The 22,715-nt window shown below is 34.4% G+C and carries 27 protein-coding genes; 13 read left to right on the top strand and 14 right to left on the bottom strand.

Going from position 1 to position 22,715, the window contains the following annotated elements; genetic code table 11:
* Positions 1 to 450: 450 nt before the first annotated feature.
* Complete coding sequence (locus tag ACN6NE_RS02475) at positions 451 to 642, bottom strand: hypothetical protein (RefSeq protein ID WP_129703496.1); 192 nt, start codon at positions 640 to 642, stop codon at positions 451 to 453.
* 533 nt (positions 643 to 1,175) lie between these two features.
* Here ACN6NE_RS02475 and ACN6NE_RS02470 point away from each other — a divergent pair.
* On the top strand, positions 1,176 to 2,066 hold the full coding sequence (locus ACN6NE_RS02470; protein ID WP_129703494.1) for a LysR family transcriptional regulator: 891 nt from the start codon (positions 1,176 to 1,178) through the stop codon (positions 2,064 to 2,066).
* 344 nt (positions 2,067 to 2,410) lie between these two features.
* Positions 2,411 to 3,580, top strand: a complete 1,170-nt coding sequence (locus tag ACN6NE_RS02465; RefSeq protein ID WP_474324315.1) for an iron-containing alcohol dehydrogenase — start codon at positions 2,411 to 2,413, stop codon at positions 3,578 to 3,580.
* A 445-nt stretch (positions 3,581 to 4,025) separates the two neighbouring features.
* Here ACN6NE_RS02465 and ACN6NE_RS02460 read toward each other — a convergent pair whose 3' ends face one another.
* The 4 genes from ACN6NE_RS02460 to bioF form a co-directional block, all read right to left on the bottom strand.
* Positions 4,026 to 4,286: a YnfE family protein gene (locus ACN6NE_RS02460; RefSeq protein ID WP_240702307.1), complete on the bottom strand. Its 261-nt coding sequence runs from the start codon at positions 4,284 to 4,286 to the stop codon at positions 4,026 to 4,028.
* Between the two features lie 671 nt (positions 4,287 to 4,957).
* The gene (locus ACN6NE_RS02455) at positions 4,958 to 5,527 is read right to left on the bottom strand and encodes a methyltransferase domain-containing protein (RefSeq protein ID WP_474324313.1); all 570 of its coding nucleotides are present in this window, start codon (positions 5,525 to 5,527) and stop codon (positions 4,958 to 4,960) included.
* Positions 5,520 to 6,272: an alpha/beta fold hydrolase gene (locus ACN6NE_RS02450; RefSeq protein WP_129703486.1), complete on the bottom strand. Its 753-nt coding sequence runs from the start codon at positions 6,270 to 6,272 to the stop codon at positions 5,520 to 5,522. The genes ACN6NE_RS02455 and ACN6NE_RS02450 overlap by 8 nt, the downstream gene beginning before the upstream one ends.
* Complete coding sequence (gene bioF / locus ACN6NE_RS02445) at positions 6,272 to 7,447, bottom strand: 8-amino-7-oxononanoate synthase (protein ID WP_129703485.1); 1,176 nt, start codon at positions 7,445 to 7,447, stop codon at positions 6,272 to 6,274. Before bioF ends, ACN6NE_RS02450 begins: the two co-directional genes overlap by 1 nt.
* Positions 7,448 to 7,754: 307 nt before the next feature.
* On the opposite strand from bioF, the gene ACN6NE_RS02440 reads away from it, so the two are divergent.
* Positions 7,755 to 8,273: a DinB family protein gene (locus tag ACN6NE_RS02440; RefSeq protein ID WP_129703483.1), complete on the top strand. Its 519-nt coding sequence runs from the start codon at positions 7,755 to 7,757 to the stop codon at positions 8,271 to 8,273.
* Between the two features lie 37 nt (positions 8,274 to 8,310).
* A complete protein-coding gene (locus tag ACN6NE_RS02435; protein ID WP_474324331.1) occupies positions 8,311 to 8,409 on the top strand; it encodes a DUF8096 family protein in 99 nt (32 codons plus the stop codon).
* A gap of 185 nt (positions 8,410 to 8,594) precedes the next feature.
* Here ACN6NE_RS02435 and ACN6NE_RS02430 read toward each other — a convergent pair whose 3' ends face one another.
* Entirely contained in the window at positions 8,595 to 8,732 is a 138-nt protein-coding gene (locus ACN6NE_RS02430; protein WP_165351633.1) for a hypothetical protein, read from the bottom strand.
* 298 nt (positions 8,733 to 9,030) lie between these two features.
* Here ACN6NE_RS02430 and ACN6NE_RS02425 point away from each other — a divergent pair, with 298 nt between their 5' ends.
* On the top strand, positions 9,031 to 9,264 hold the full coding sequence (locus ACN6NE_RS02425; RefSeq protein WP_013058399.1) for a hypothetical protein: 234 nt from the start codon (positions 9,031 to 9,033) through the stop codon (positions 9,262 to 9,264).
* Between the two features lie 266 nt (positions 9,265 to 9,530).
* Here the strand turns inward: ACN6NE_RS02425 and ACN6NE_RS02420 are convergent, their stop codons facing one another.
* A complete protein-coding gene (locus ACN6NE_RS02420) occupies positions 9,531 to 10,010 on the bottom strand; it encodes a hypothetical protein (protein ID WP_129703481.1) in 480 nt (159 codons plus the stop codon).
* A 164-nt stretch (positions 10,011 to 10,174) separates the two neighbouring features.
* Here ACN6NE_RS02420 and ACN6NE_RS02415 point away from each other — a divergent pair, with 164 nt between their 5' ends.
* The 3 genes from ACN6NE_RS02415 (at position 10,175) to ACN6NE_RS02405 (ending at position 14,144) form a co-directional block, all read left to right on the top strand.
* Positions 10,175 to 10,990: a DUF2935 domain-containing protein gene (locus tag ACN6NE_RS02415; protein WP_474324310.1), complete on the top strand. Its 816-nt coding sequence runs from the start codon at positions 10,175 to 10,177 to the stop codon at positions 10,988 to 10,990.
* A gap of 688 nt (positions 10,991 to 11,678) precedes the next feature.
* On the top strand, positions 11,679 to 12,311 hold the full coding sequence (locus tag ACN6NE_RS02410) for a TetR/AcrR family transcriptional regulator (protein WP_474324308.1): 633 nt from the start codon (positions 11,679 to 11,681) through the stop codon (positions 12,309 to 12,311).
* 135 nt (positions 12,312 to 12,446) lie between these two features.
* Positions 12,447 to 14,144: an MFS transporter gene (locus tag ACN6NE_RS02405; protein WP_129703475.1), complete on the top strand. Its 1,698-nt coding sequence runs from the start codon at positions 12,447 to 12,449 to the stop codon at positions 14,142 to 14,144.
* Between the two features lie 404 nt (positions 14,145 to 14,548).
* On the opposite strand, the gene ACN6NE_RS02400 is transcribed toward ACN6NE_RS02405, so the two are convergent.
* Complete coding sequence (locus ACN6NE_RS02400) at positions 14,549 to 14,743, bottom strand: hypothetical protein (protein ID WP_013058394.1); 195 nt, start codon at positions 14,741 to 14,743, stop codon at positions 14,549 to 14,551.
* A gap of 563 nt (positions 14,744 to 15,306) precedes the next feature.
* Between ACN6NE_RS02400 and ACN6NE_RS02395 the strand changes: the two genes are divergently transcribed.
* Positions 15,307 to 16,752: a DHA2 family efflux MFS transporter permease subunit gene (locus tag ACN6NE_RS02395; RefSeq protein WP_474324306.1), complete on the top strand. Its 1,446-nt coding sequence runs from the start codon at positions 15,307 to 15,309 to the stop codon at positions 16,750 to 16,752.
* A gap of 98 nt (positions 16,753 to 16,850) precedes the next feature.
* A complete protein-coding gene (locus ACN6NE_RS02390) occupies positions 16,851 to 17,318 on the top strand; it encodes a hypothetical protein (protein WP_129703471.1) in 468 nt (155 codons plus the stop codon).
* 2 nt (positions 17,319 to 17,320) lie between these two features.
* On the opposite strand, the gene ACN6NE_RS02385 is transcribed toward ACN6NE_RS02390, so the two are convergent.
* The 4 genes from ACN6NE_RS02385 to ACN6NE_RS02370 form a co-directional block, all read right to left on the bottom strand.
* Positions 17,321 to 17,563, bottom strand: coding sequence for a hypothetical protein (locus tag ACN6NE_RS02385; protein WP_474324304.1), 243 nt, complete (start codon positions 17,561 to 17,563; stop codon positions 17,321 to 17,323).
* Positions 17,564 to 17,632: 69 nt separating this feature from the next.
* A complete protein-coding gene (locus ACN6NE_RS02380; RefSeq protein ID WP_129703467.1) occupies positions 17,633 to 18,043 on the bottom strand; it encodes a YvaD family protein in 411 nt (136 codons plus the stop codon).
* Between the two features lie 4 nt (positions 18,044 to 18,047).
* A complete protein-coding gene (locus tag ACN6NE_RS02375; RefSeq protein WP_129703465.1) occupies positions 18,048 to 18,410 on the bottom strand; it encodes a DMT family transporter in 363 nt (120 codons plus the stop codon).
* A 14-nt stretch (positions 18,411 to 18,424) separates the two neighbouring features.
* Positions 18,425 to 18,982, bottom strand: a complete 558-nt coding sequence (locus ACN6NE_RS02370; protein WP_129703463.1) for a TetR/AcrR family transcriptional regulator — start codon at positions 18,980 to 18,982, stop codon at positions 18,425 to 18,427.
* 555 nt (positions 18,983 to 19,537) lie between these two features.
* On the opposite strand from ACN6NE_RS02370, the gene ACN6NE_RS02365 reads away from it, so the two are divergent.
* From ACN6NE_RS02365 to ACN6NE_RS02355, 3 genes are read left to right on the top strand one after another with little or no spacing between them, the layout of a single operon-like run.
* On the top strand, positions 19,538 to 19,903 hold the full coding sequence (locus ACN6NE_RS02365; protein WP_129703461.1) for a DUF2089 domain-containing protein: 366 nt from the start codon (positions 19,538 to 19,540) through the stop codon (positions 19,901 to 19,903).
* A gap of 11 nt (positions 19,904 to 19,914) precedes the next feature.
* The gene (locus tag ACN6NE_RS02360; RefSeq protein ID WP_129703459.1) at positions 19,915 to 20,304 is read left to right on the top strand and encodes an SHOCT-like domain-containing protein; all 390 of its coding nucleotides are present in this window, start codon (positions 19,915 to 19,917) and stop codon (positions 20,302 to 20,304) included.
* Positions 20,305 to 20,314: 10 nt separating this feature from the next.
* Positions 20,315 to 20,596 carry a hypothetical protein gene (locus tag ACN6NE_RS02355; RefSeq protein WP_474324300.1) on the top strand — a complete coding sequence of 94 codons (282 nt, stop codon included), beginning with the start codon at positions 20,315 to 20,317 and terminating at the stop codon, positions 20,594 to 20,596.
* Between the two features lie 531 nt (positions 20,597 to 21,127).
* On the opposite strand, the gene ACN6NE_RS02350 is transcribed toward ACN6NE_RS02355, so the two are convergent.
* Together ACN6NE_RS02350 and ACN6NE_RS02345 are read right to left on the bottom strand one after the other, a co-directional pair.
* Complete coding sequence (locus ACN6NE_RS02350) at positions 21,128 to 21,337, bottom strand: hypothetical protein (RefSeq protein ID WP_474324299.1); 210 nt, start codon at positions 21,335 to 21,337, stop codon at positions 21,128 to 21,130.
* 138 nt (positions 21,338 to 21,475) lie between these two features.
* Positions 21,476 to 22,657 (bottom strand): cation:proton antiporter, encoded by a 1,182-nt coding sequence (locus ACN6NE_RS02345; RefSeq protein WP_129703457.1) that lies wholly within the window; start codon positions 22,655 to 22,657, stop codon positions 21,476 to 21,478.
* Positions 22,658 to 22,715: the final 58 nt, after the last annotated feature.

Below are 22,715 nucleotides of genomic sequence, written 5' to 3'. Positions count from 1 at the left end.
TCCCTATATGAGTTGCGCTTATTTAGGTACAAATCAATAGCCTTCAACTTATCTTCAAATGTATGTCTAGACATACAAGCACCCCAATCATTAGAGTTTCTTTGTCTAACAATTGGGGTGCAGTTCATTTTGACTGGGAAGAGGTGGTCTTTTTCAATTTCCAGACTGGATAGGGTATACTAAGTAAAAAAAAGCGTTTGAAAGCATTTTATAACATTTCCTAGTTTCTAAGAAATGTTGCCCAAACAAAAAAGGACATTTCTTCTATGTCCTGTTCCCTCGTATTAGCCCCGCCTACGCTAAATACTATGACAGCCACTCATGCCATCCAACCTATACTTAGTATAAACGAAAGCGTTTACAAAGTAAAGGTATTGATGAAATATTCTGTCTATTTTTTATATGAAACTTATCTATTTCGAATAATATCAAACATGATAGGCGACATTTTTAATGTCTGGAGATTAACTCACTCATTAATCTGTTTAAAGCAATGTGTAATATATCATGATCTGTATACTTTTGTTCAAAGGCTAGACTTCTTTTTTCTTTTTTCTTCAACAACTTTCTAATTTCATCACATAAATAAATTTGAGAATCCAAAAGCTTTATTTCTTTTCTATCTTTTATTTGTTTAGACATGAAATCAACTCCTTTATGATTCTTTAAGGAACTATTCTATCTTAAAAAGTAAAAATCCTTCTTCTATTACATCGGAGTAATGTAATGGGGTTTATCAGAAGTAAGAACCTTAGATTAGAGAAAAATGGATCCTGTTTTTTGCTTTTCAGAATTGAATATGTTTTTATAATTTGAGCAAACTATTCAAGCTGTCATAAGGTATCATTAGATAAAGTCGTGAAGCAGAAAAACCTACCTTTTTTGACTGGAAAGAGGTGGGTCTTTTCTGTTTTCACTCTGTATATCGTGTCCAATCCTAGTTACTATAATAACTTTTAAAGGAACCAATCAAGTAGAAGAACCCTTGGATCAGTCCTGTTCACTGTCCAAAGTTCTTTTTCCAGAATAAGCAGCTTTGCATCATACATTCTTGATATGCAAACGTTCCTCTGAGAAGCGATTAATGAAAGACATTACGCTTACAAGCAGCATGAGTGAAATGATATATTTAGAATAATATTATTATTGGTGAAAATGATTTAGGAGAGAAAACTATGGAACTCAAACAGTTGAAAATTTTTCAAATTGCTGCTCGAGAACTAAACTTTACTCGAACAGCTGAAATCCTTCACTATGCTCAATCAAGTGTAACAGCTCAGATTAAATCTCTTGAGGAAGAACTTGCTGTACAACTTTTTGACCGGTTAGGGAAACGGGTTATCTTAACTGACTCTGGAAAGCGCTTTAAGCTATATACGGACAAGGTGCTTGATTTAACCGAAGAGGCAAAAGAGACTGTAGGTGGGAGTGAAGAGCCAAGCGGGACGTTAACAATATGTGCTTCAGAAACCCAATGCACCTATCGCTTACCAGCTTTGCTGAAACTATTTCAAGCTCGTTTTCCAAAGGTAAAACTGATTTTTCGACCTGGAATTTCTGAAAATGATTTTGAGGATTTACTTGCTCAAGGTCTTATAGATGCTGTTTTAATATCTATGACTCGCATTAACTCGGACAAACTAATTGCCGAGCAGCTTGTCGCGGAACCTATTGTTATAGTAAGTCCGCCGAATCATCCTTTAGCTGATAAATCTGAAGTAAGACCCGCGGACCTAGATGGTCAGTCGCTGCTTTTTACTGAGAAATGCGATTATCGAAATATATTTGAAGCATCACTTGTTGATGCAGCCGTTCAACCGTTATGTGATCTTGAACTTGGTGATATAGAAGCCATCAAAAAATGTGTAATGGCTGGAATTGGAATAGCAGCATTGCCTAAGCTAGCAGTGGAGAAGGAAATAGAGGAAGGGAGTATGAGTGTATTAAGATGGAAAGGTCCAGAGTTTCCAATCGTAACTCAGCTGGTCTGGCATAAAGACAAATGGGTATCTCCAGCTTTGAGTGCTTTTTTAGATGTAACTAGAGAAGTAATACTGGATCATTAAGGGGATTAGTATTTAAATCTATTGTTATTGAACACCAAGGTTGGTTTGCATAAATAAATTGATTACATATTATAGAGATTACTAATCGGTTTTTTAGATAATAACGATCTAAATATTCATCTGTAATGATCGGGGCCGGGCTTGTATTATATATGGTAAGAAGTTTGTTGGATATACATATAGTTTATTTATGTTCTCTACTACATTACTATTCTGTATGTGTATTGTCTAAACTACCATAAATATAAGTTACCTGTAGCCTAACAGTTGAATCTGCTAATTGTAGAGAAGGTTAAAATTTAATTAAGATATGTATTTGATTTTAGACAATGGGAGGGGTATAAATGAAATCCTATAACTATTTTTGTTCTACTCAAATTGAGGTAGGGATGGGAAAAGCTAAAGAATTACCAGAAATGCTAAAATCCTTAAATATTGGTTCATCCATTTTAATTGTGAGTGATCCAGGTGTGGTCCGTACAGGACTAGTTTCACCAATTATAACGGCCCTGGAGGCTTCTGGATATCGAGTATTGTTATTCGACTCCATTGAACAAAATCCTCGAGATAAGAATTGTTTGGCAGGTGCAAAATTATTTCGTGAATTTGGTGCAGATGCAGTTGTTGCCATTGGTGGTGGAAGTGCAATGGATACTGGAAAAGCTATTGCACTGTGCGGTCCAAACGGCGGGGAACCATCTGACTATGCAGACGGCCGACTCCTGTATTCAAACATTGCACCAGTTATTTGTATTCCAACTACTTCAGGTACGGGATCAGAAGTTACTCGTTCTGCTGTTATTACGGAAGCATCTACACACCGAAAGATGACACTCAAACATAGTTTGTTAAGACCTGTCTTGGCGATTCTTGATCCTGAACTAACATTCAGTCTTCCGCCTTCTGTTACTGCCGCTACTGGCATTGATGCACTCGTTCATGCGATTGAAGGTTATACATGTAAAGTAACAAATCCTATTTCACAAGCGCTCGGAGCTCAAGCAATGAGAAACATTGTTTCAGCATTGCCTATCGTTTTCCACGATGGTAAAAATGAAGCGGCTCGTCAAGATATGCTGGAAGGAAGTCTCTTAGCAGGCCTTTGTTTTGGATCTGCAGATGTTGCCTCAGTACACTGTTTAGCAGAAGCGCTTGGAGGACTTTATGATACCCCGCATGGAGTTGCCAACGCAGTATTTTTACCATATGTATTAAGGTTCAATTCTATGGAGAACAAGCAACTACATGCGACATTAGCAAGGTATATGAACTTTGCCAAGGATTCAGATTCAGATGAAATAGCTGTTGAAAAATTAATTCAAGGGATTATAGAATTAACAGAATCATTAAACATTCCTAAATTGAAAGATTTAGAGGGTGTAAAGAAAGAAGACTTTCCGAGCATTGTAAGGTTGGCCATGCAAAACAACTCAACATCAAGTAACGTTCGTTTAATTAAGGAGACTAATTATATGCAAATTCTTGAACAAGCTTACTCTAACCGTGTAGATTGAAATTGGGATTCTGGAGTAGAGAGCTTGAAGTAATGGAAGGAGAGGGACCGAGAAGGGGCTTCTACTTATTATGAAAAAGAAAATAAGAAAATTGATTTAATAGCTTAAACCAATGAATTAACCTTAATTAAGGGTAAAGATTAAATATACGTAAAATAAAAGGAAACAAAAAAGATAATAAAAACAGATATAAAATGAACTGGACCCTAATTGTTAGTCTGTGTCTAATGATGGGGGGGAGTTTAGGAACAAAGGCTTTATCTATTTTTAAGTAGTGTATGATATGCGCCTTTAGTTAATGTAAAACATACCCAGAACAAACTCCAAAAAGAAGCCTTGTCACATAAAGACTAAGGCTTCTTTTTATTTTAAATTTTAATATATCTTTTTATATTCGTAATTATACGTATTTCACGTAATTCAACAGGCATCCATTATCAAAATACTATTTAGTTAATTGATTATACACTTTTTCTAGTTCTGAAAAAGAGATATCTTTAGATGCATAACCTACAGCAGCATCCACAATTCCATCAAAACCTTCAGGTGAGATACTTTCTGCTTTGAGGTATCGCTCATACTGCTCTAGTTCCTCTTGCTGGTTTTCTAAATCCTTCTCTTTCCCTTCGTAATCAGGAGCTTTCATAGTTTCGATATTTTTCTTAACAACATCAACATACCGTCTTAATTCTTCCACGCTTATCATTCTCCTTACATTTTTGAAGTAATACATAGGGCAAAAATATGAAACATTGGGAAGGTAAAGGGACACTTTCCCTTTATAAATATTGTGTTAAATTTTCAAATTTATACATTAAAAAACTAAAACACCCATAAAGGGTGCTTTTAGAAAAACTTCTTTATTGAAAGGAGAGACCATTCACCCGCAAAGGGAAGGGCGGATTGCTTATAGTATGTGTTGTTTTCTTAAATTTATATGTGAAATAGAAGAGGTGATTGAGCAACAAACTATTAAACAAATTAACAGTATGAAGAAGCGTGCTCTTTCACATAGAAATTGATGTGAGATGATGCGAGATTTTATATAAAATACTTTCTTGTACTACGCTTTTTAATTTAGCTGCAATCCATCACTTCTAGAGAGTAGCCAGGGCAGGATTAACTATTGGTTCGTTTTTGTAACATGGAATATTAAACAATGATAGGTTACTTTTATTCCATTTTCGTCACGATGATTATTTTCATATAGGTTGATTAATTCACGAAAAAACGAAGGGCGTTGACAATAGCTTTCCTCGTTACTGTTACTTGCTCCAATTTTTTTTATTGATGTAAAAAATGCCTGAACCGTTGGAAAGTATTGAACCTCTAGCTGCTCCATTTTTGATAGTTTAAATGGATGCTCTCTCAATGGAACTAAGCTTGTTCACAAATTTGAGACAACTCTTCAAGAGAAAAAAACGATTGGCCAGGTGAACTGTTACTGGAAAGACCAAGCTTTTGTTTCGCATGGCTGTAGCATGAATGAAGCTCTTGAAATGTACGATTACCAAAGGTTGAAAATAGCAGGCTGCCTGTAGGTTTAAGTTGTTTATACAATTTTTTTATTGTCGTATGAAGACTATTAAACCACTGAAATGTTGCATTCGAAATGATAAGGTCATAATGTCTTTCTATACTTAGTTCCTCGATATCTCCACATATGAAAGAAATTCGATCTTCCATTACTTTTTTCTTTGCTAACTCAATCATTCCTGATGACAAATCAACTGCTGTAATAGTAGCCTTAGGAAATTTTTTGCATAATAATTGTGTTAAATAACCCGTACCGCAGCCAATTTCAAGAATAGTTATTTCCTGGTTAAAGAAATTGGTGGAAAGCTGATCTATTAATTGGTTTGCCATATTTTTTTGCACATCGGCATAAGCATCATAAGTTTTAGCATGATTATTGAATCTTTTCTTTAAAAGTTGCTTATTAATCATAAATGAGCTCCTTTCCGAGAAATTTCTCTATAAGTTGCGTACATTGCTGAGGCTTCGTAAAAAAAGGAATATGGCCAGCTTTTTCTAGGATACACAGCTGTGCTTTTCCATCAATCCTTTCAGCTATGAAAGAAGAAGACTCAGGTAAACATATTTGATCATCTCTTCCATGGATCAACAAACAAGGAGTTTGAATTTGATTGAGTTGCATTCTAACATCTTTTTGAAGTAAATAGTCCAGCCCTTTAAGGAGGGAGTACGTACTGTCTCCTTGATAATCACGCTGAACAACTTCAATAAATTGGTGATGAAATTCTTCTTCTTTTTCAGATTTAGTGAACATGGCGTTATAAAATGCAGTAAGGGTTTTTTCTTTATTACGCTGTAGTTGTTTTTTCATACGTTCAACGATACGTTGCTCCCATCCAACTGTATTTGTATTATGCACGTCGTTTGTAAAGCGACTAGTTCCGCCAATTAATATGAGTCCTTCTATCTTTCTAGGATACAAACTTGCAAGTTCAAGCGTTATAAGGGAACCTAATGACCAACCAATTAAATAAACAGTACCTTGAGTAGAAGTAAGCAATTGGATTGCTCGTTCTCTAAAGTCACTTAGTTCTTTTACACCTCTCCAGTCTGTACACAAAACGTTACATATAGTAGACAAGGATTTTATTATTGGATGAAACGCTGCCTTTTCCATTCCCCATCCGGGAAATATTATAATAGTGGATTGTTTCATTAAATCACACTCATTTCTTTTCCAATTAGAGAAATTCTCTTTATGGCCCAACCTAAATCTTCTCGAGTATGATCTGCTGTTACAGTAAAACGAATTCTTGCTTTTTTTTCAGGAACAGTAGGGGGCCTAACTGCAATAGCAGCAATTCCTTCTTTCTGTAAACGCTCTGCAAACTGCATTGTTATTTTGTTTTCTCCCGTCAAAATTGGAATGATTTGAGATTGACTTTTGCATGTGTTAAATCCTTCGTATGTAAGGGCCTTCCTAAAAAATAGTGCATTTTGTTGAAGAAGTGCGCGACGCTCTGTGTCTTGTTGCACCTTTTCAATCGCAGCCGTTATTGCACCGAGTATAGCAGGGGGAAGTGCAGTTGAATAAATGAGCCCTCGCATTCTATTTTTTAAATAATCTATGAGCCACTGTTTTCCGGTAACATAAGCTCCAAATGACCCTAGCGCTTTACTAAACGTTCCCATTTGAATATCAATTTTATCTTGCAGATCAAGAAAGTGCGCATATCCTTCACCATTTTTTCCGTATACACCGCTTGCGTGAGCTTCATCAACCATTAGTAGGGCGTTATATTGCTCTTTTAATTTAACAAGCTCCTCCAGTTTGGCAAAATCCCCATCCATGCTGAAAACAGTATCTGTTACAATTAACTTCCGTGACTCAAAGGGAACTTTTTTTAATATATTTTCTAGGTGGTTCACATCGTTATGGCGATAGCGCTGCAGTTTTGCACGGCTCAGCAGGGCTCCATCTATAATACTTGCATGATTTAACTTATCGCTGAAGATGAAGCCATTACGCGGAACCAAGGCTGAGATGATTCCCAGGTTTGCATTATAACCACTATTGATAATAAGTCCTGCCTCAGCTTTCTTCCAATTAACAAGTGCTCTTTCTGCTTTCTCATAAAGAGAGTGATTTCCTACTATTAAGCGTGAAGCTGTTGCTCCTACGCCATACGTCATCACAGCATCACTCATTGTTTTCTTCAGCCCTTCATCTCCTGCGTAGCCTAAATAATTATTAGAAGCAAGGTTTAACATCTTACATCCATTGACTGTAAGCCAGGGGTGTTCAGCAAATTCTGTAGTAACAAGGTGCCGTTTTTGAAAAATTTCATCTAAATAAGCAAGTTCTCTCTTAATATCTTCTTCCCAATACAATACACTTTCACCACCGAAAATAATATATGTTAACTTAATTTTATTTAAAGTTAACAATTATATCTAATCACGCGTTTAGAACAGTGTCAAGATAAAATAATTTAAAGAAGAGATACTAGATAATTCTCTCCACATAGCCTCCTACAGTTCATTTTTTGAATCTCATGAGTACACATGCAGCCTTACTTCGGACCTAAATAAAACGTAAAAAATCAATACTTTTTTCAATAATCATTTGAAGGTGTTTTGAAAACAATGAGGAATACCTAATATTGGTCGTGGATTTTAGAATAGGGAGGAATCTCAAGTGAAGGGTCAAGAATTACAGTTTTATAACTACCATGTATGGGCAAATCAAAGGATTTTTAGTCACTTAAAAGGCTTGCCTCAGGATATTTACCACAAGGAGGTTAAGAATGTTTTTTCTTCTGTATCGGAGGTGTTAGGACATATTTATACTACTGATACTATATGGTTAAGTGTCATGTCAGGTTATAGTTTTGATGAAATTATCAAATCAGGAAAACAACTAAGAGAGAATATAAAAGGCAAAAGCATCGAGGAAATGGAGATGATGTTTCTTAACTTATCTGAGCAATTTAAAGCATTTTTTGACCACCAGGATAACCTTGATCAACTCGTTTTCTGCGCACATCCTAATTTTGGCCAGCTAGAAACTAATCTATCTGAATTAATCCAACATATAGTTAATCATGGAACATATCATCGTGGAAATATAACAGCTATGTTGCGCCAAATGGGATATCCTGGAGTTATGACTGACTATGTTGCTTATTTATATGCAATGAAGGTAAGTAACAGTTAGATACCTTAAAGCGTTCTAAGTTAAAAACTCTCTAAAAATTAATCTTAATAATAAGTTAAGAGGACGATTTGACAACTGTAATTCATCTTACTTCAAAAGTTCTGTAAAGGGTCGCGTAGTCCTACAGAAATGTTGAGAATGCGGGCTGAAGAAGAGTATTTAAGTAGAAATGAGAGAGGATTTTACATCATCTAAGTCCCAACATTTGTACTAAAAATCGTATAAAAAACGTAAAAGTCTGAGCATATTCGTATTTATTAAGTTCTTTTCTTAAGAAGAAGCTGCCAAACAGGCAGCTAATAATACAACTCTAATTTTCTTTTAAGGTTTTGCGTTGCCAGGAGGCTTATTAGTTGGAAAAATTGCTTTTTCCACGTCTTCTGCTGCAATTACCGGATCTACCGTATTGCTATTTGGTTTGCCTTTCTGACTATTGCCTTTATCGCGTTTCTGACTCATTTTTAAATCTCCCTTCAAATTTAGTTACATTGTTAAGATGAGTTAATAGAGCGGAGCTTATTCAACCCATTGTCTTTTTAATTATATTTATTTTATTGGTGTAAACAGGTGTCTAAGGTTTTAAAGAATCTCCTTTACCAAAGTATTATTCCTTTTTTAATACCGATCTAGAACTTAAAAGTCCTTTTATCGGGACTTATCAGACAATAAGCTTCATTAGATAGTTGTTGGATAGGGCATTTGTTTTCTTAAACCGAATATATATTAGATGATTAAAACAAGTTAAGGTGGATTAGACATGGATAAAAGAGTAATTTTTGACTTTGAAGTCGATTTTACTAATGGCGGTGGAATACAAGGACAGGAATTTCGTCTTGATATTGATAGTGATGATATCTCTGATGAAGAATTGGCTAAATATATTGTAAAAGATATGAGACTACTAATGGTGGGTGAGGTAAGGATACTGAACAAGAGAATTATTAGTGAGAAACATAAACGAAAACCTAGCGATGAAGATATTGAAAAATAAAAAACTTATATGTTTTTTGTTTTAACCACACATGCATAGTAGAAAAAAAGAAGTTACCAAAAGGCGACTTCTTTTTTATTTAACCTTGTTTTCACTCTTTTTAAGCCTTAAGGCATAGGCGTCATTAGCTTCCTGAGGTAACTGCATAGTATCTAAAAAATCATAATTCCACTTAGCAATCAGTATCTATTTCATTAATGTTTTTCTTTAATATACTCCCATTTATAGACATTTTGTTTTGTTTTTGGTATCTTAGACTGCAAAATTTATAAGGACGAATTCTTTGATAGATGGCAACACTTTTCATAAACAATCTGAAACCCATACAGCACAAACGTTTTTATTAAAAAAACAATGGATAATTGAAATCTAGTCAACCGGACTAAAGAGACGTATCCTATTTTTTTTAACCATTTTAGTCCGAAGTAAGTAAAAAAAGAATCAATAAGTATATTTACTAAAAGATATAAGTTGAACTTTCCGTAAGTATATTTTAATATCCACAAAGCTCCAACTAAAAAGGGGCCAAATATTAACGGTAATTCTGCTAGAACATTGGGCTTGATTGAGTACGGAAACCACCACCATTTTTTCTTCTCTGCAAACCTGCCTTCGGCAATAAGATATAAACTCATAAAAAGACTTCCTGGAAGGAATCTTTTTAGCGTTCTTTTACCAATAAACGGAATACTAAGCCAAGGTAAAATGGTCATTAAAATGATTAGCAATTTATCTTTTTTCTTCAAATGATATACTCCCTTTTTAAAAATATGGATATGTATATATATTCCCTTTTTCGTGAGTGTTTATGTGATGAAATAAGAGATCCTGTTTTTTATTACTTTGGTTCATTTCTTCTAAAGCTTCTAATAAACATGTAGTAATAAGAAAACCGAAGGGAGAGCTAGTAATGATTTCATTATGGGAGGAACATTTATTTTGGTTAGAAATAATTCAGGACCATGCTTATTTTGTTCGAGATCACTTATCGGTGAAGGAAGTCGAATACGTCCGAACAGCTAAGCAATATATTCATTTGTTTGATGACTTGCTAAAACAACTGAACTATTTATCCCCTGATGTTATGCATAACGATCCTGCATTAATGGAATTTTCGAGGAAGGCTTGGCCAATTGCCAAAGGATATTTTGATTTTGAAGGGTCTCTTCAGGCTCTTCGAATTGAAAACGCAGTGAACCTAAACTTATCTCCTACTTATCTTAATGGTACGTTAAGTGAAAATCAGGAATATTTAAGATTTCTATCTTATTTAGTACAAGGAAAGGAGCCTGTTCCTCTTAGCTTAGTCAAATTAATGGATTTATGGCTGGAAGATCAGCTCGGACATGCTGTTTTGTTTAAAAACCTGCTTGACCCGATTGAGATTATGATATCTAAACAAGCGGATTCATATATCGGAAAGTTTCAAACATTCATTGTGCAAAACCATCATTTAAAAGGTTATTTACGATTTAAGCAGCCAGGTTTTGCAAGACAAACAGAGTTTGCCTTAGAAGTAGGGAAAACAACTATTGAAATGAGCCGGTTTGTTTATGCTATGACCGAAAAATACAAGGAGAACAAGCTTTTAAATAAGGAAACGTTAAGGTTTCTGATACATCATTTCCCTGAGACTTGTTATTTCATTAAAAAATTGAGTTATTATGCTCCCGAATTGCAGCACGAAGCCAACCAATGCTCATTAAGAAGAATTTCTTATCTTTAAGATAAGCTAAAACATTTCATAGGACCTAAATCCATTCCTATTTTATATTTCTGTAAGCTTTATTTATAGGCATATAAAAGAAGAGATTGAGACATAACTATATCCATTCAATCTAAAGATGAACAAATGGGATAAATGAGCTAGTAGAGATCACTTGTTACACGGAAAACAACAGCTAGAAGAAACAGCATATATGAAACCTACGTTTACCCTACCAATGAAAAAATCCGAACGCGTTTGATTCTTAATCAAGAATCAAACGCGTTCGGATCTTCCTTGAACGAAAATACTTTTGCCCCAGTCTCTGCTTTTTGAGTAGTTTGCTATGTAAAAGCTATCTCAATAGTCCAATCTCCAGCATATAAAAAACCAGCACTTCTTACATCGCCAGTTATATCTTTCAGTTCTTTTTCTTTCATTACGAAAGATTTCGCTCTTACGATCACGCCATCCATATCTAACAACAAACTGATTCGTTCTTAATCAGTTTTTGATATTGACAGATTGGTTATATTTTGTGAGACTTAATATACATAATGTTCATTAGTTTACATCATGTGCAGAATGTACGTTGAGCATACAGGGTAGTTTAAATAGTTAATCACCAGAAAAGGTCTAAATGGCTGCACCTATACAAGTCACAATCATATGTCTAATACTTAATAAAAGTTATACAAGGAGACGAACGATGTCTAAAAAAGAAAAAGTAGATCCTAGGATAAAAAGAACAAATAAATACTTAAGAGACGCTTTAGTCGAACTTCTTAAAGAGAAAGACGTCACGTCCATTACGATTCAAGAAATTACGGAAAAAGCGGAATTAACGCGAGGAACGTTTTATTTGCATTATCAAGATAAGCAAGACTTTCTCATGCAGAGTATGAATGAAGTTTTAGAAGAGCTAATAGAGAAAGTAAAACCAAAACAAAATAATGAGGATTCCTCAGAAGTAGAAGAAAACGATGAATCCGTTTCTTTCCTAAAGCTTTTTGAATTCATCTATGACCATGCCGATTATTTTAAAGTTATGCTAAGTGACCGAGGATTACCTCAATTTAGAAGTCATATGACGGAAATTGTAAAGAAAAGAGTGTACGGAGAGCTAATCTCTTCGATTGGAGAAGCAGAGGATGGACTTGATATCCCTAAAGACATTCTGATTAGTTATATTACATCAGCTCATATAGGTGTCATTTGTTCTTGGTTAGAAAGTGATATGAAATTTAGCCCTGCATTTATGGCTGAAAAATTAACCAAGCTAACACTTTTAGGGCCAATTCGAGTGGCAGGCTTAGAAAATAAAATAAAGCTTCCTTACTGAAGCTTTATTTTTTAGTTTGTTCAAATGAGGATCAATATCTTTCTTCTTTATCATAGCTACTGTGATGGGTTGAAGAAACATGAACTTCGCATTTTTAGTTTTTTACAATCATGAAAGGCAGAAAGGAATTGTAGTATGAAAATAGAAAAACACTGGGGGATTTCCTTACTGGCAGTTTTAGCTATTGGTCCTGGTTTAATGTTAAACACGTCATTAAATTCTATACGTGAAATTCTCCAACAAACGTTTAATGATCAATCTTATATTTCGATAACACCGGTTTTAATAGGGGTTATAAGCTTTGCATTTTGTATTCCGTTTGGACCTATCCTTCGACATAGAATAGGGGAGAGAAGGACGTATGTTCTTTCGATGTGTTTGTTTCTTATAGGAGCTATCGTAAGTATTGCTTCTAACAGCTTCTTAGGAATGGGCATGGGTCGTTTTTTACAAGGAACAGGAACGGGCTTAGCACTTATGATGATGATTCCAATGCTGGTTCTTTCTTTTCCGATTCAGAAACGGAACTTGGCATTACTGATTCTTATTGGCGGATTTTATGGATCTAGCGTTGTGGGCATTTTTCTCGGAATGTTAGTGAACAGCTACGGACATTGGAGAGGGTTATTCTATATAGCGGCGGTACTCTCCTTACTGGGAATATGTTTCAGCTACAAATTTTTAACAAATGATCATGCCAAGCAACAGCACAAACATCATGAACCATTTGACATCATCGGTGTAGCATTAATGCTTATGGTTACTGCATTTATTACGTTTACATTACTTAATCTCCAAAAATCAGGATGGGCATCTACTTATGTATGGATAGGCATAGTAGGAAGCATCATTTTTTTATGTTTTTTATTCGTAGCAGAATGGCATATTAAAAATCCGTTAATTCCTTTTAGATTAGTGGCTTTTAGAAAACCAGCTCTTGCTATTCTGATAGCTGTTATAGGTAATATTAGTATGAGTTTAACTCTTTTATCCCTCCAAGGATTGCTTAAAAGCGGATCTAGTTTTGATAAAGGGGACATTTCACTGATCTATATCGGGCTTTTTGGGGGAATAGCGACTGCGGCCATATTAAGTGCCGTATTATATGATAAAGTTGGACCAGGCGTATTAGGTATTATAGGAGCGGTCATTATTATGGGAGTGAACATACAGTGGATGTATTTAGACGGTCATGTTTCTGCATTCCTCTTTGTTAGCAGCTTTGCCGCTTTAATCGCAGGAGTAGGGTTCACAGTTGCTGCAGGTCTTATGGGTGCAGCTTTAGGCGGACCACTACCAAGTTTAGTCCCTCGGATGGTCACGGTTCAATTTATAAGAGTTACAGTATCTGCAGTCATCCCTGTAATCAGCAGTATCGTCTTTGCAAAGGTGTATAAAGATCACCTTGCAACAGTAAGCGAAGAGAGCCAGGTGGCTAGTAAAGAAAATTTCACGCAATCTCTACATGTAAAATCTGAAATCATTACTTATCATACATTTTCTACGTTTTCGTGTGCATTGAGCATTGTAGTATTAATTCTCTCGTTTTTGATGTTCCTAACAGGTAAAGGCCACAAGCTGGCTCATAAGCCTCATGATAAAGAAACACATAAAGAAAAGCTGAGTACCGAAGAGGTTCACATTAAAAAAGCTACTCCCGTTTTTGAGCGTTCGCCTAAAGAGGCTGTTTCGAATCAAGTCATTGGTGACAGCGAGTATAGAGAAGCTTTAAAAAAGTTTGGTCAGCCTAAACCTTCTGCTGATAAAGTGCTGCATATGAGAGATCAAGAATATAGAAAAGCTCTTAAAAGGATGAAGGATATAGGACAATAAGTTAAAAGTTGAACTCAAGGAATTTGAGTAAAGAATAGAAAGAGCAAACTCACATGTCAGGGAGTTTGCTCTTTTCATTTCTACATGTACTCTTTACAGATATGTTTTATGTAAATTAATAGCTAATACAAAAATACAGAGGAGAACCTAGATGAATTCCTTCATTTATTAAAATGAAGGAATTCAATAATTCTGTTCAGAACTACCCATTATCCACATAAATTTTTAACTATAATATTTTTCTGCTTAGAAGAATATCTTTTTATTTAGATAAATTAGTATGTGAATTCGATTTGGAGAAAAATTTTAGTGACCAGAATGGGAAAAAAGAGACTATCCTATAAGATATTGTATGGATATAAAAGGACATTACTTTTGTAGATAACGTCCTTTTATATAGCTAATTATTCTTTTTCAACTACCGTAAAATATTGGACGTTCCTTTTAACAATGACCAAATCATTTGCTAGATCCAATATTTTACTTTTATCTTCAAACCTATACTGTATGTAGTTCTTTGCACGAATAAGTGATTTAGCTTCAACTAAATGACTTATTTCACCATTAATTAGATGAAACGTTACTTCATACTTTTTCATAATAAAACACCTCCATAGTATCAATTTTTACTATTACTTAATTTCTGATACTATTTCTTTTGACTGATAATTAAAAAGTTAGCTGTGTTCTATTAGGGCAAACAGAACAAAAAGCATACAACAGAAACAAAGTTTAATTGTCACAGGGCACTAAGTTAGGTATATAGCTGTTGTTATTTAGTATATTTTAGATAGAAACAGTACTTATAGATGTGTTACAATATTCCTGTTATATAGAGTGAAATTCATTTTATAGTTCTATTTCGTTTTAACTTATTTATTGAAAATTCCATATTATGAATGGAAATTAGTTTACATAGGAAGGTTTCTAAAGTTGATTTAGAAATGAAATGGAGAGGTATCTGTGGAAAGAAACGAATTTAGAAGACAAAAAGCACTTCGGTCAAAAGAGAAGAGAAAGAAAAAGCTTAGTCAACATAATGCCTTAAACCTATCCCTAATCTTTATATCAATATGCATTGTTTGTCTGCTAATCAACTTATCATTGAGATAGAAAAACGTTCACCAAAAAGAGTATGTAAAAGAGAGGAAGACAATTTAATATGAGTAATCAACAAACAGTAGCCGAAAGCTCTAACATCAAAGTGCTGCCCATTATAACGTCGTTTCTTATTGCTGGATTTATTGGTTTATTTAGTGAAACAGCTTTAAACATGGCATTAAAAGAGCTGATTTCTGGCTTTGGCATTCACGAAACAACCGCACAGTGGCTGACAACAGGGTATCTGTTAACATTAGGAATTTTGGTGCCTATTTCAGGTTTTATTCTTCAGCGCTTTACGACCAGACAGCTTTTTATAGCATCTCTAATCTGCTCCATCATTGGAACATTTATTGCCGCTATTGCACCAACGTTTGGGGTACTGATGATTGCCCGTGTCGTGCAAGCCGTTGGAACTGCTTTACTTTTACCGCTGATGTTTAACACGATTCTTGTTATTATCCCGCCGCATAAACGTGGAAAGTCAATGGGGATTATCGGCCTTGTTATTATGTTTGCGCCAGCTGTTGGACCAACCGTATCAGGCTTAATTTTAAAAACATTAACGTGGCACTGGATTTTTTGGATTTCACTTCCGCTGTTATTTGTTGCCTTAGTGTTTGGAGCTTTCTTTATGCAGAACGTTACCACACCAACGAAGCCAAAAATCGACATGATTTCTGTTGTTCTTTCAACAATCGGTTTTGGAGGAATTGTATTTGGATTTAGCAGCGCCGGAGAAGGCGGAGGCTGGGGAAGTCTACAGGTTGTTCTAACTCTTGTGATTGGAGCTATTGCATTAGTGGCATTTTCTATTCGTCAAACGGAGATGAAAGAGCCAATGTTAGACCTTAAAGCCTTTAAGTATCCGATGTTTACAATTGGTCTTTTATTAATTCTAGTCTGCATGATGGTACTGCTGTCTGCGATGATGATTTTACCTTTGTACTTACAAACATCATTAGCTTTATCAACCTTTGCCGCTGGCCTAATGCTTCTTCCTGGAGGAGTTATTAACGGAATTCTTTCACCGGTTATGGGCGGATTATTTGACCGCTTTGGCCCTAAATGGCTAGTTATCCCTGGACTTGTGATTGTAGCCGGCACCATGTATGGTTTCTCAACCGTAACGCTGGAAACGTCAACTGGGTTTATCGTTGGATTGCACATTGCGCTTATGATAGCCATTTCGATGATTATGATGCCAGCTCAAACAAATGGATTAAACCAGCTTCCACCGGAGCTGTATCCGCATGGAACAGCGATTATGAACACTTTACAGCAAGTTTCCGGCGCAATTGGAACAGCTGTTGGAATCTCGATTCTGTCATCGGGTTCAAGAAGCTTCCTTGAGACGGTATCAGATAAAATGGATCCATTAAATCAAATTCTTGCCTTTACCAACGGTGTTCAACATGCGTTCATCTTTGCGATTATTGTTTCCATTGTTGGATTGGTTATCTCGTTCTTTATCAAGAGAGTCAATATTGAACAAAAAGCACATTAATAAAAAACACAGACCATTATAGATGGTTTGTGTTTTTTTTTGTAATAGGCGGACATTATAAGAAGAACTAGACAAAGTACATTGAGGTGAGTTCACTTATGGTATCAAGAAAACACTTAGGATTTAACCTATCTATAATAGTAATTCCGTGGTTATCATTGTTGTTTATAGGAAAACGCAGCATAAGACGTTATTCATTAGCAGGGATTTTTATCATTATCTTTGAAATTATTAATCATTTGTATGGACATCAGAGGAAGTGGTGGAAGTTTTATGATAAAAAAGATTCGTTTATAAAAGATGAACTTCCTTTTAGTATTGGGCCTTATATGCCTCTTTCAATGTGGCTGCTTAAATCTTCGTATGGAAATTTTAAGAAGTTTTTATTTCTGAATATTATAGTTGATGGAATCTTTGCTTTTTACTTTATTGATGTTCTTAAAAGGTTGAAAATTGTAAGTCTCAACCGGTTAAATCATTTTCAATTTTTTATTTACCTTCATTACAAAGCATATTTGTTATATGGAGTGCAGTATTTATTTGAAAAGGTGAAAAGATGGAGTTAATCTTATCCTTTTCTTTTAAATCTAAAACTTGCGATATAAGCTATTACTAACGAAATAACAGCAGCAATACTAATCTTTATGTAAGAAAGCTCTAAAGCCCATGGGCCGTATTTATTCGAATTCAAATGGTTCATAGACCACCATTGTCCATTTTGACCTTTAGAAAAAGAGATGATGATCCATAGAAGGAACAAGAACAGAAACCACACAAAAAAGATGATGTTATTAATGATTTTCTTATCCATTGGTCAACCCTCCTCAAGAGGTTTTAATAATTCTTTAGTTATTGCTTTAAAATGATTTTAAAACTTTCATTAAATGGAAAGGTTGCTTTTTTGATTGTCACTATTCTTTATAAATAATTTTATAAAGAATAGAGGGTAAATCATTAAGTACAAATTAAAAGCCCACCATGTTAAATCGAAGTCTTTAATAAATGCCCAATACGCAATAGCTTGTAATCCTGAGCAAAATGTTAATACCAGAGAAATTAAAGCGTAACCTTTCCATGATTCTCTATGTAGCTTGTATAAATATAGGCTAAACAATCCAGTGAATGAAATAAGAATATCTAGAGGGAAGAACGACCAATTCCAAGCTACGACTATGGGGTTATCATAATCTTTGAAGGCTGCACTTTTGGGTATCAATTCAAAGTAAGTAACAATCCAATAGATAATAAATCCTATATCTGTGACAAGAAAAAAAGGTTTTAAATATTTCATCTTTTTACCTCATGTGTTTTTCCAAAGTGGATTTACTAGTATCAGCTTCTTTTTCACCGGTCATATTTAATGTCACTACGCCGATAATAATTAGAGCTATAGCAACAATCTTTAGCAGGCTTACACTTTCATTAAAGTACATAAATCCAATTAGCGTAATAATTATAATCCCCATACCTGACCAAATAGCGTAAGCGATTGAAACCTCTAAACTTTTTAAAGTTAACGTCAAAAAGCACAAACTACAAATATAAAAAAGCATGAGCAACACACTTGGTATAACTTTAGTAAAACCGTCTGATAATTTCATGGCCGTAGTACCAGCCACTTCAAAAAGAATAGCTAAACTTAGGTAAATCCAATGCAATTTTTTTCGCCACCTTATTTTTTTATAGAAATGCCATTCAAAAGAATATCGATAACAGATTTTAATATTTCACTCAGTGTGAGTTTAGTTTTTAGCGAGAAGCTTGGCTGATAAATTTGATTGATTGCGCCTAGGTATAGTTCTATAAATAGTTGTAAATTAACTTCACGTAGAACTCCTGTTTCTATCCCTTCTTCCATAAGTTTTACTACTAGACCCCACTCTTGCTTTAAAAATTCATCTATCTTAACCCATTGATTATAGTGAAGACGTTTTAAATCTACTAATAGGCGAATGTCCATTGTATTAAACTCTTCAGGAACACATATAAGGACTTGAGTAATCTTTTCAAGTAAATTGAGACTTTCATCATGAAAGATTTCTTCTTCTTTGTTCTTAATCTGTAGGATGAGATTTTCAATTATCGAGTCAATGATTGCGTCTTTAGAATCAAAATGTTGGTAAATGGTTCGTTTGCTAGTCCCCAAATTCTTAGCTAAATCGCTAATAGTAAAAGAAAATCCTTTTTGTTGAATTAAAAAAATTGTTTCATTTGTAATTCGCTCTTTCATAAAAAACCTCCATTTGGTACCAGGAGTAATGTTAGAGTACCAAATGTATTATATAATATAATTTTCCAAAAATAAACATTTAACAGCCGAACTCTTATACTTTATAGGTTAGATATGTTAAAAAACTGCCGCTCTATATATCATCCTAAAGTGCAGCTATAAACCAAGGGAATAAGATTGAATTTAGTCGTATTTCATATGTGTATATTCTGGGCTCAAGCCAAATTCTGTTTCGAGATTACCTGACACACAGATTAAAGAAGAGCAATTGGAACAGATTAATTTCACCTTGATTGAAGCCTTACATACGAATTGAAAACTTTATCTTACATACTCTTTTTTATTTAATTCTGTGTTCACTTTTTTTGATTTGAAGCATTTGATTTACCAAATATCAATTAGTTATCATTGTGTGTGATTTAAAATGGATTATTAACACTTTTAAAAAATAAATTGATATTTTTAATTTTTTTATTAAAATAATTAAATTTTATTGTTTTTTGTTTTTAATTATTTGTTATATAATCAAATTAACTAAAAGAAGGAGATTTGATTATGGCTTATAAAGTAATTACAAATTGTCCTGTCTGCAGTGAAACATTAAAAATTACAAAGCTGCAGTGCACCCATTGTCACACGACGATTGAAAATGAATTTGAATTATCTAAGCTGGCATCCTTATCAAGTGATCAGCTTCATTTTGTAGAAGTGTTTTTAACATGTAGAGGAAATATCAAAGAAGTGGAGAAAGAACTGGGCGTTTCATATCCAACTGTTCGAGGCAAGCTGACTGACATCATTTCATCTCTTGGATATGTAGAGAAGAAGAAAAACGAAATAGATGAGAAAAAAGTTGTTTCCATGTTAGAAAATGGTGAAATTACAGCAGAAGAAGCCATCAAGCTCTTAAAAGAAGAATAGGGGGATTGTCTATGAAAGAGGAAATTACAAAAGTGTTAACAATGGTTCAAGAAGGAAAAATTGGTGCAGAAAAGGGATCAGAACTAATTCAAGTATTAAAAGAAAAAGAAGAAACAGGCAATAAGCTTTTGAAAAAACCGACTGCTTATTTAGATAAAACGTTAAAAATTCGAGTTGTGTCAACTGAAAACGATAATGTGAAGGTTAATTTGCCTATAAAACTAGTCAAGCTGGTATTAATGGCTGGACACAGCATCGCAGCGAGTATCCCTCAATCAGAAAAATATGTAAAAGATATAGACATAAACCTTATTGTTGAAGCAATTGAAAATGAGTTAGATGGTCAAATTGTTGATATTAAATCGGCAAACGGCGATACCGTTTCAGTCATTATTGAGTAATGGTTCGCTTATGATTCATGTAAAAGTGAAAACCAAAGAAGCTCGGTTTAACATCCCTATTCCATATGCTCTTTTAAACGTTGTTATCAGCGTTGTTTTTTCGAAATTTATCCAGAAGCATGCAGATAAATGGACAAAAGAACATTTTAAAAGAAAAGAGCTGAATTTTACTTTTCCGCTAATAGATAAAAGCATGCTAAAGCCTATCGTTAAGGAACTGAAGAAACATAAGGGACTGGTACTAGTAGATGTCAAAGCTACAGATGGTACAGAGGTAAGAGTTAAACTATGATGTAGCTTTGTAAAGTGAAAATCGCTTCAGATGTCTACCCGCGTGTAAAAATAAAACCTTATTCGTCTATATAGCTGCAAAAAGGCTAAAAAAAGAGATCATACAGTTTGCTATCGTACTGTATGATCTCTTTTCTTCTCTGCTTCTTTCCTTTTTTTGTTTAATCTATACCCGGAGTATGTGCCCCCAAATATGGCAACAAACATAGCAATTCAAATTCCTATCCAAATCGACATTGTACCGAAACGCTCCTTTGCTACGTAATTTTATTAAGTATTTCTTTTTATCAGTCCTACCACAGTTTGATACCACAAATAATAATTAATTCCTTTTTATATAAAGAAGAAAAATAAAAAACGTAATAGAAATTTGGAAAGAACGTAGTTTTTTTACATTCTTTTCTTCTATTCGTAAATAGCGCCTAACAACTTATACCATACTTTTATAAGCTTTATTTCCATGTGTATAAAAAGGGTGGTATATAGATTGGAGAGTAATATTTTCACCACCAAAAAGCACTTAGTTATCTAACTAAGTGCTTTTTGGTGAATGATGAGCAAGTTTCTGTTTCACCGTTAGAACAATCATAAAAACGCCTATGATACTTAATATGCTCTCTAGAACGTAGAATTGATGTTCTTTTATATACCTCATAACGCATTGGCTACCAAAGATCAGAAATAAAACAGCTCCTAAATAAAACGAAGGATTTTTAATACACCAACTCATTCTTGATTCCATCTAATTCCTCCTTGTACGCTTTCTATCGCGTATTTATTGTATTCTACTAAGAAAGGAGTAAGGTTGCTTCTTATGGATCTACGAGTGGGTGTAAGAAAAGTTTCGAAAATAACATCAACTCTCTTTTAGTATAGGCGTTTATTTTACATTCAAAAATGAAACTAATTTTTTTAGTGTTGTTCCTTGAACAAGAAGAGAAAAGACTACATTACTAAATGTCATTGCTAATAACAGATTTTTCCCTTCAAATTCGGGTGTAATGCCTAAAACAAGCGCAATTGAAAGAGATCCCTTTAATCCTCCCCATGAAATAATAGGTTTCCATGAAGTGGGAATGGATTTATCAAAAGCTAAGCTTATATAGACAGCGAGAAAACGTGCTAAAAGAACAATAAGAATACTTCCAACAATAAGCCATCCTTTATCTAAAAAATCAATACGACTCACTTCTAATCCTACTAGTAAGAAAATAAGCGCATTGGAGAGGAATGCAATCGTTTCCCAAAAGGAATTCACTTTTTCATGTGTTAGATCTGACATACCTACGTTTCGTCCATAAGTTCCTAAGATTACGCCACCTACTACTACAGATATTACCCCAGAAACATTAAAGTGTTCAGCAAGCTGAAACGTACCATAAAATAGAACCATTGATAATCCAGTCTCCACTAAATAATGATCAATCTTAGATGTAATACGAGAAGCTAATAAACCAAACACTCCACCAATCAATATGCCTCCACTTACAACTTTCAGAAATTCAAGCAGCGCATTCAATGTACCTGTTAAGCTCAAGGCAGTAGTTACCACAGCAATTTGAAATAGTACAACAGCAACTCCGTCATTTGCCAAACTTTCTCCTTCGACCACAATGGAGAGGCGCTTGTTTAGGCCCATTGACTTAAAAATACTTAGAACGGATACAGGGTCAGTAGCTGCCATAAGTGCACCGAAAATTAAGGATTCTTGTAAAGAAAGGTGCAAGAAAAAATAAGTAGAAGCAGCAACTAATAAGAAGGTAAGAAATGTACCTAAAAAAGCTAATAAAGAAATAGATTGCTTATTACGTTTTAGTTCATCAAAGGGCAGTTTAAGTGTTGCATCCCCTAACAAAGCTGATAAAAAGATAAAAATAACGGTCGTTTGAAACACGGTATCATTGGCTGCATAACTTTTTATTTCTCCCAATGCAGGAATTGGTATCAAACCAATGATTAATCCCATTACTACAAGGAAAGTGGGATAAGGTTGTTTCATTTTTTCTGCGATAAACACTACACCTACAGCGATAGCTAATAAAATAATCCAATATGTAACCATTCTTATGCTCCTTTGTCTCTTTAAAACTAAAATTATGCTTCATGTGCCAAGTATTGTT

It is taken from the genome of Priestia sp. 53B2 (assembly GCF_056099005.1).
This window is presented reverse-complemented; position numbering and strand designations above follow the sequence as displayed.

Excerpts from the sequence above, each read along its gene's own strand:
- ACN6NE_RS02385 (WP_474324304.1), bottom strand. The coding sequence starts at position 17,563 with ATGGATAAGAAAATCATTAATAACATCATCTTTTTTGTGTGGTTTCTG.
- ACN6NE_RS02380 (WP_129703467.1), bottom strand. The coding sequence starts at position 18,043 with ATGAAATATTTAAAACCTTTTTTTCTTGTCACAGATATAGGATTTATT.
- ACN6NE_RS02455 (WP_474324313.1), bottom strand. The coding sequence starts at position 5,527 with ATGATTAATAAGCAACTTTTAAAGAAAAGATTCAATAATCATGCTAAA.
- ACN6NE_RS02345 (WP_129703457.1), bottom strand. The coding sequence starts at position 22,657 with ATGGTTACATATTGGATTATTTTATTAGCTATCGCTGTAGGTGTAGTG.
- ACN6NE_RS02415 (WP_474324310.1), top strand. The coding sequence starts at position 10,175 with ATGATTTCATTATGGGAGGAACATTTATTTTGGTTAGAAATAATTCAG.
- ACN6NE_RS02405 (WP_129703475.1), top strand. The coding sequence starts at position 12,447 with ATGAAAATAGAAAAACACTGGGGGATTTCCTTACTGGCAGTTTTAGCT.
- ACN6NE_RS02425 (WP_013058399.1), top strand. The coding sequence starts at position 9,031 with ATGGATAAAAGAGTAATTTTTGACTTTGAAGTCGATTTTACTAATGGC.
- ACN6NE_RS02370 (WP_129703463.1), bottom strand. The coding sequence starts at position 18,982 with ATGAAAGAGCGAATTACAAATGAAACAATTTTTTTAATTCAACAAAAA.
- ACN6NE_RS02430 (WP_165351633.1), bottom strand. The coding sequence starts at position 8,732 with ATGAGTCAGAAACGCGATAAAGGCAATAGTCAGAAAGGCAAACCAAAT.
- ACN6NE_RS02470 (WP_129703494.1), top strand. The coding sequence starts at position 1,176 with ATGGAACTCAAACAGTTGAAAATTTTTCAAATTGCTGCTCGAGAACTA.
- ACN6NE_RS02410 (WP_474324308.1), top strand. The coding sequence starts at position 11,679 with ATGTCTAAAAAAGAAAAAGTAGATCCTAGGATAAAAAGAACAAATAAA.
- ACN6NE_RS02460 (WP_240702307.1), bottom strand. The coding sequence starts at position 4,286 with ATGATAAGCGTGGAAGAATTAAGACGGTATGTTGATGTTGTTAAGAAA.
- ACN6NE_RS02355 (WP_474324300.1), top strand. The coding sequence starts at position 20,315 with ATGATTCATGTAAAAGTGAAAACCAAAGAAGCTCGGTTTAACATCCCT.
- ACN6NE_RS02390 (WP_129703471.1), top strand. The coding sequence starts at position 16,851 with ATGGTATCAAGAAAACACTTAGGATTTAACCTATCTATAATAGTAATT.
- ACN6NE_RS02450 (WP_129703486.1), bottom strand. The coding sequence starts at position 6,272 with ATGAAACAATCCACTATTATAATATTTCCCGGATGGGGAATGGAAAAG.
- ACN6NE_RS02395 (WP_474324306.1), top strand. The coding sequence starts at position 15,307 with ATGAGTAATCAACAAACAGTAGCCGAAAGCTCTAACATCAAAGTGCTG.
- ACN6NE_RS02465 (WP_474324315.1), top strand. The coding sequence starts at position 2,411 with ATGAAATCCTATAACTATTTTTGTTCTACTCAAATTGAGGTAGGGATG.
- ACN6NE_RS02350 (WP_474324299.1), bottom strand. The coding sequence starts at position 21,337 with ATGGAATCAAGAATGAGTTGGTGTATTAAAAATCCTTCGTTTTATTTA.
- ACN6NE_RS02475 (WP_129703496.1), bottom strand. The coding sequence starts at position 642 with ATGTCTAAACAAATAAAAGATAGAAAAGAAATAAAGCTTTTGGATTCT.
- ACN6NE_RS02360 (WP_129703459.1), top strand. The coding sequence starts at position 19,915 with ATGAAAGAGGAAATTACAAAAGTGTTAACAATGGTTCAAGAAGGAAAA.
- ACN6NE_RS02365 (WP_129703461.1), top strand. The coding sequence starts at position 19,538 with ATGGCTTATAAAGTAATTACAAATTGTCCTGTCTGCAGTGAAACATTA.
- ACN6NE_RS02400 (WP_013058394.1), bottom strand. The coding sequence starts at position 14,743 with ATGAAAAAGTATGAAGTAACGTTTCATCTAATTAATGGTGAAATAAGT.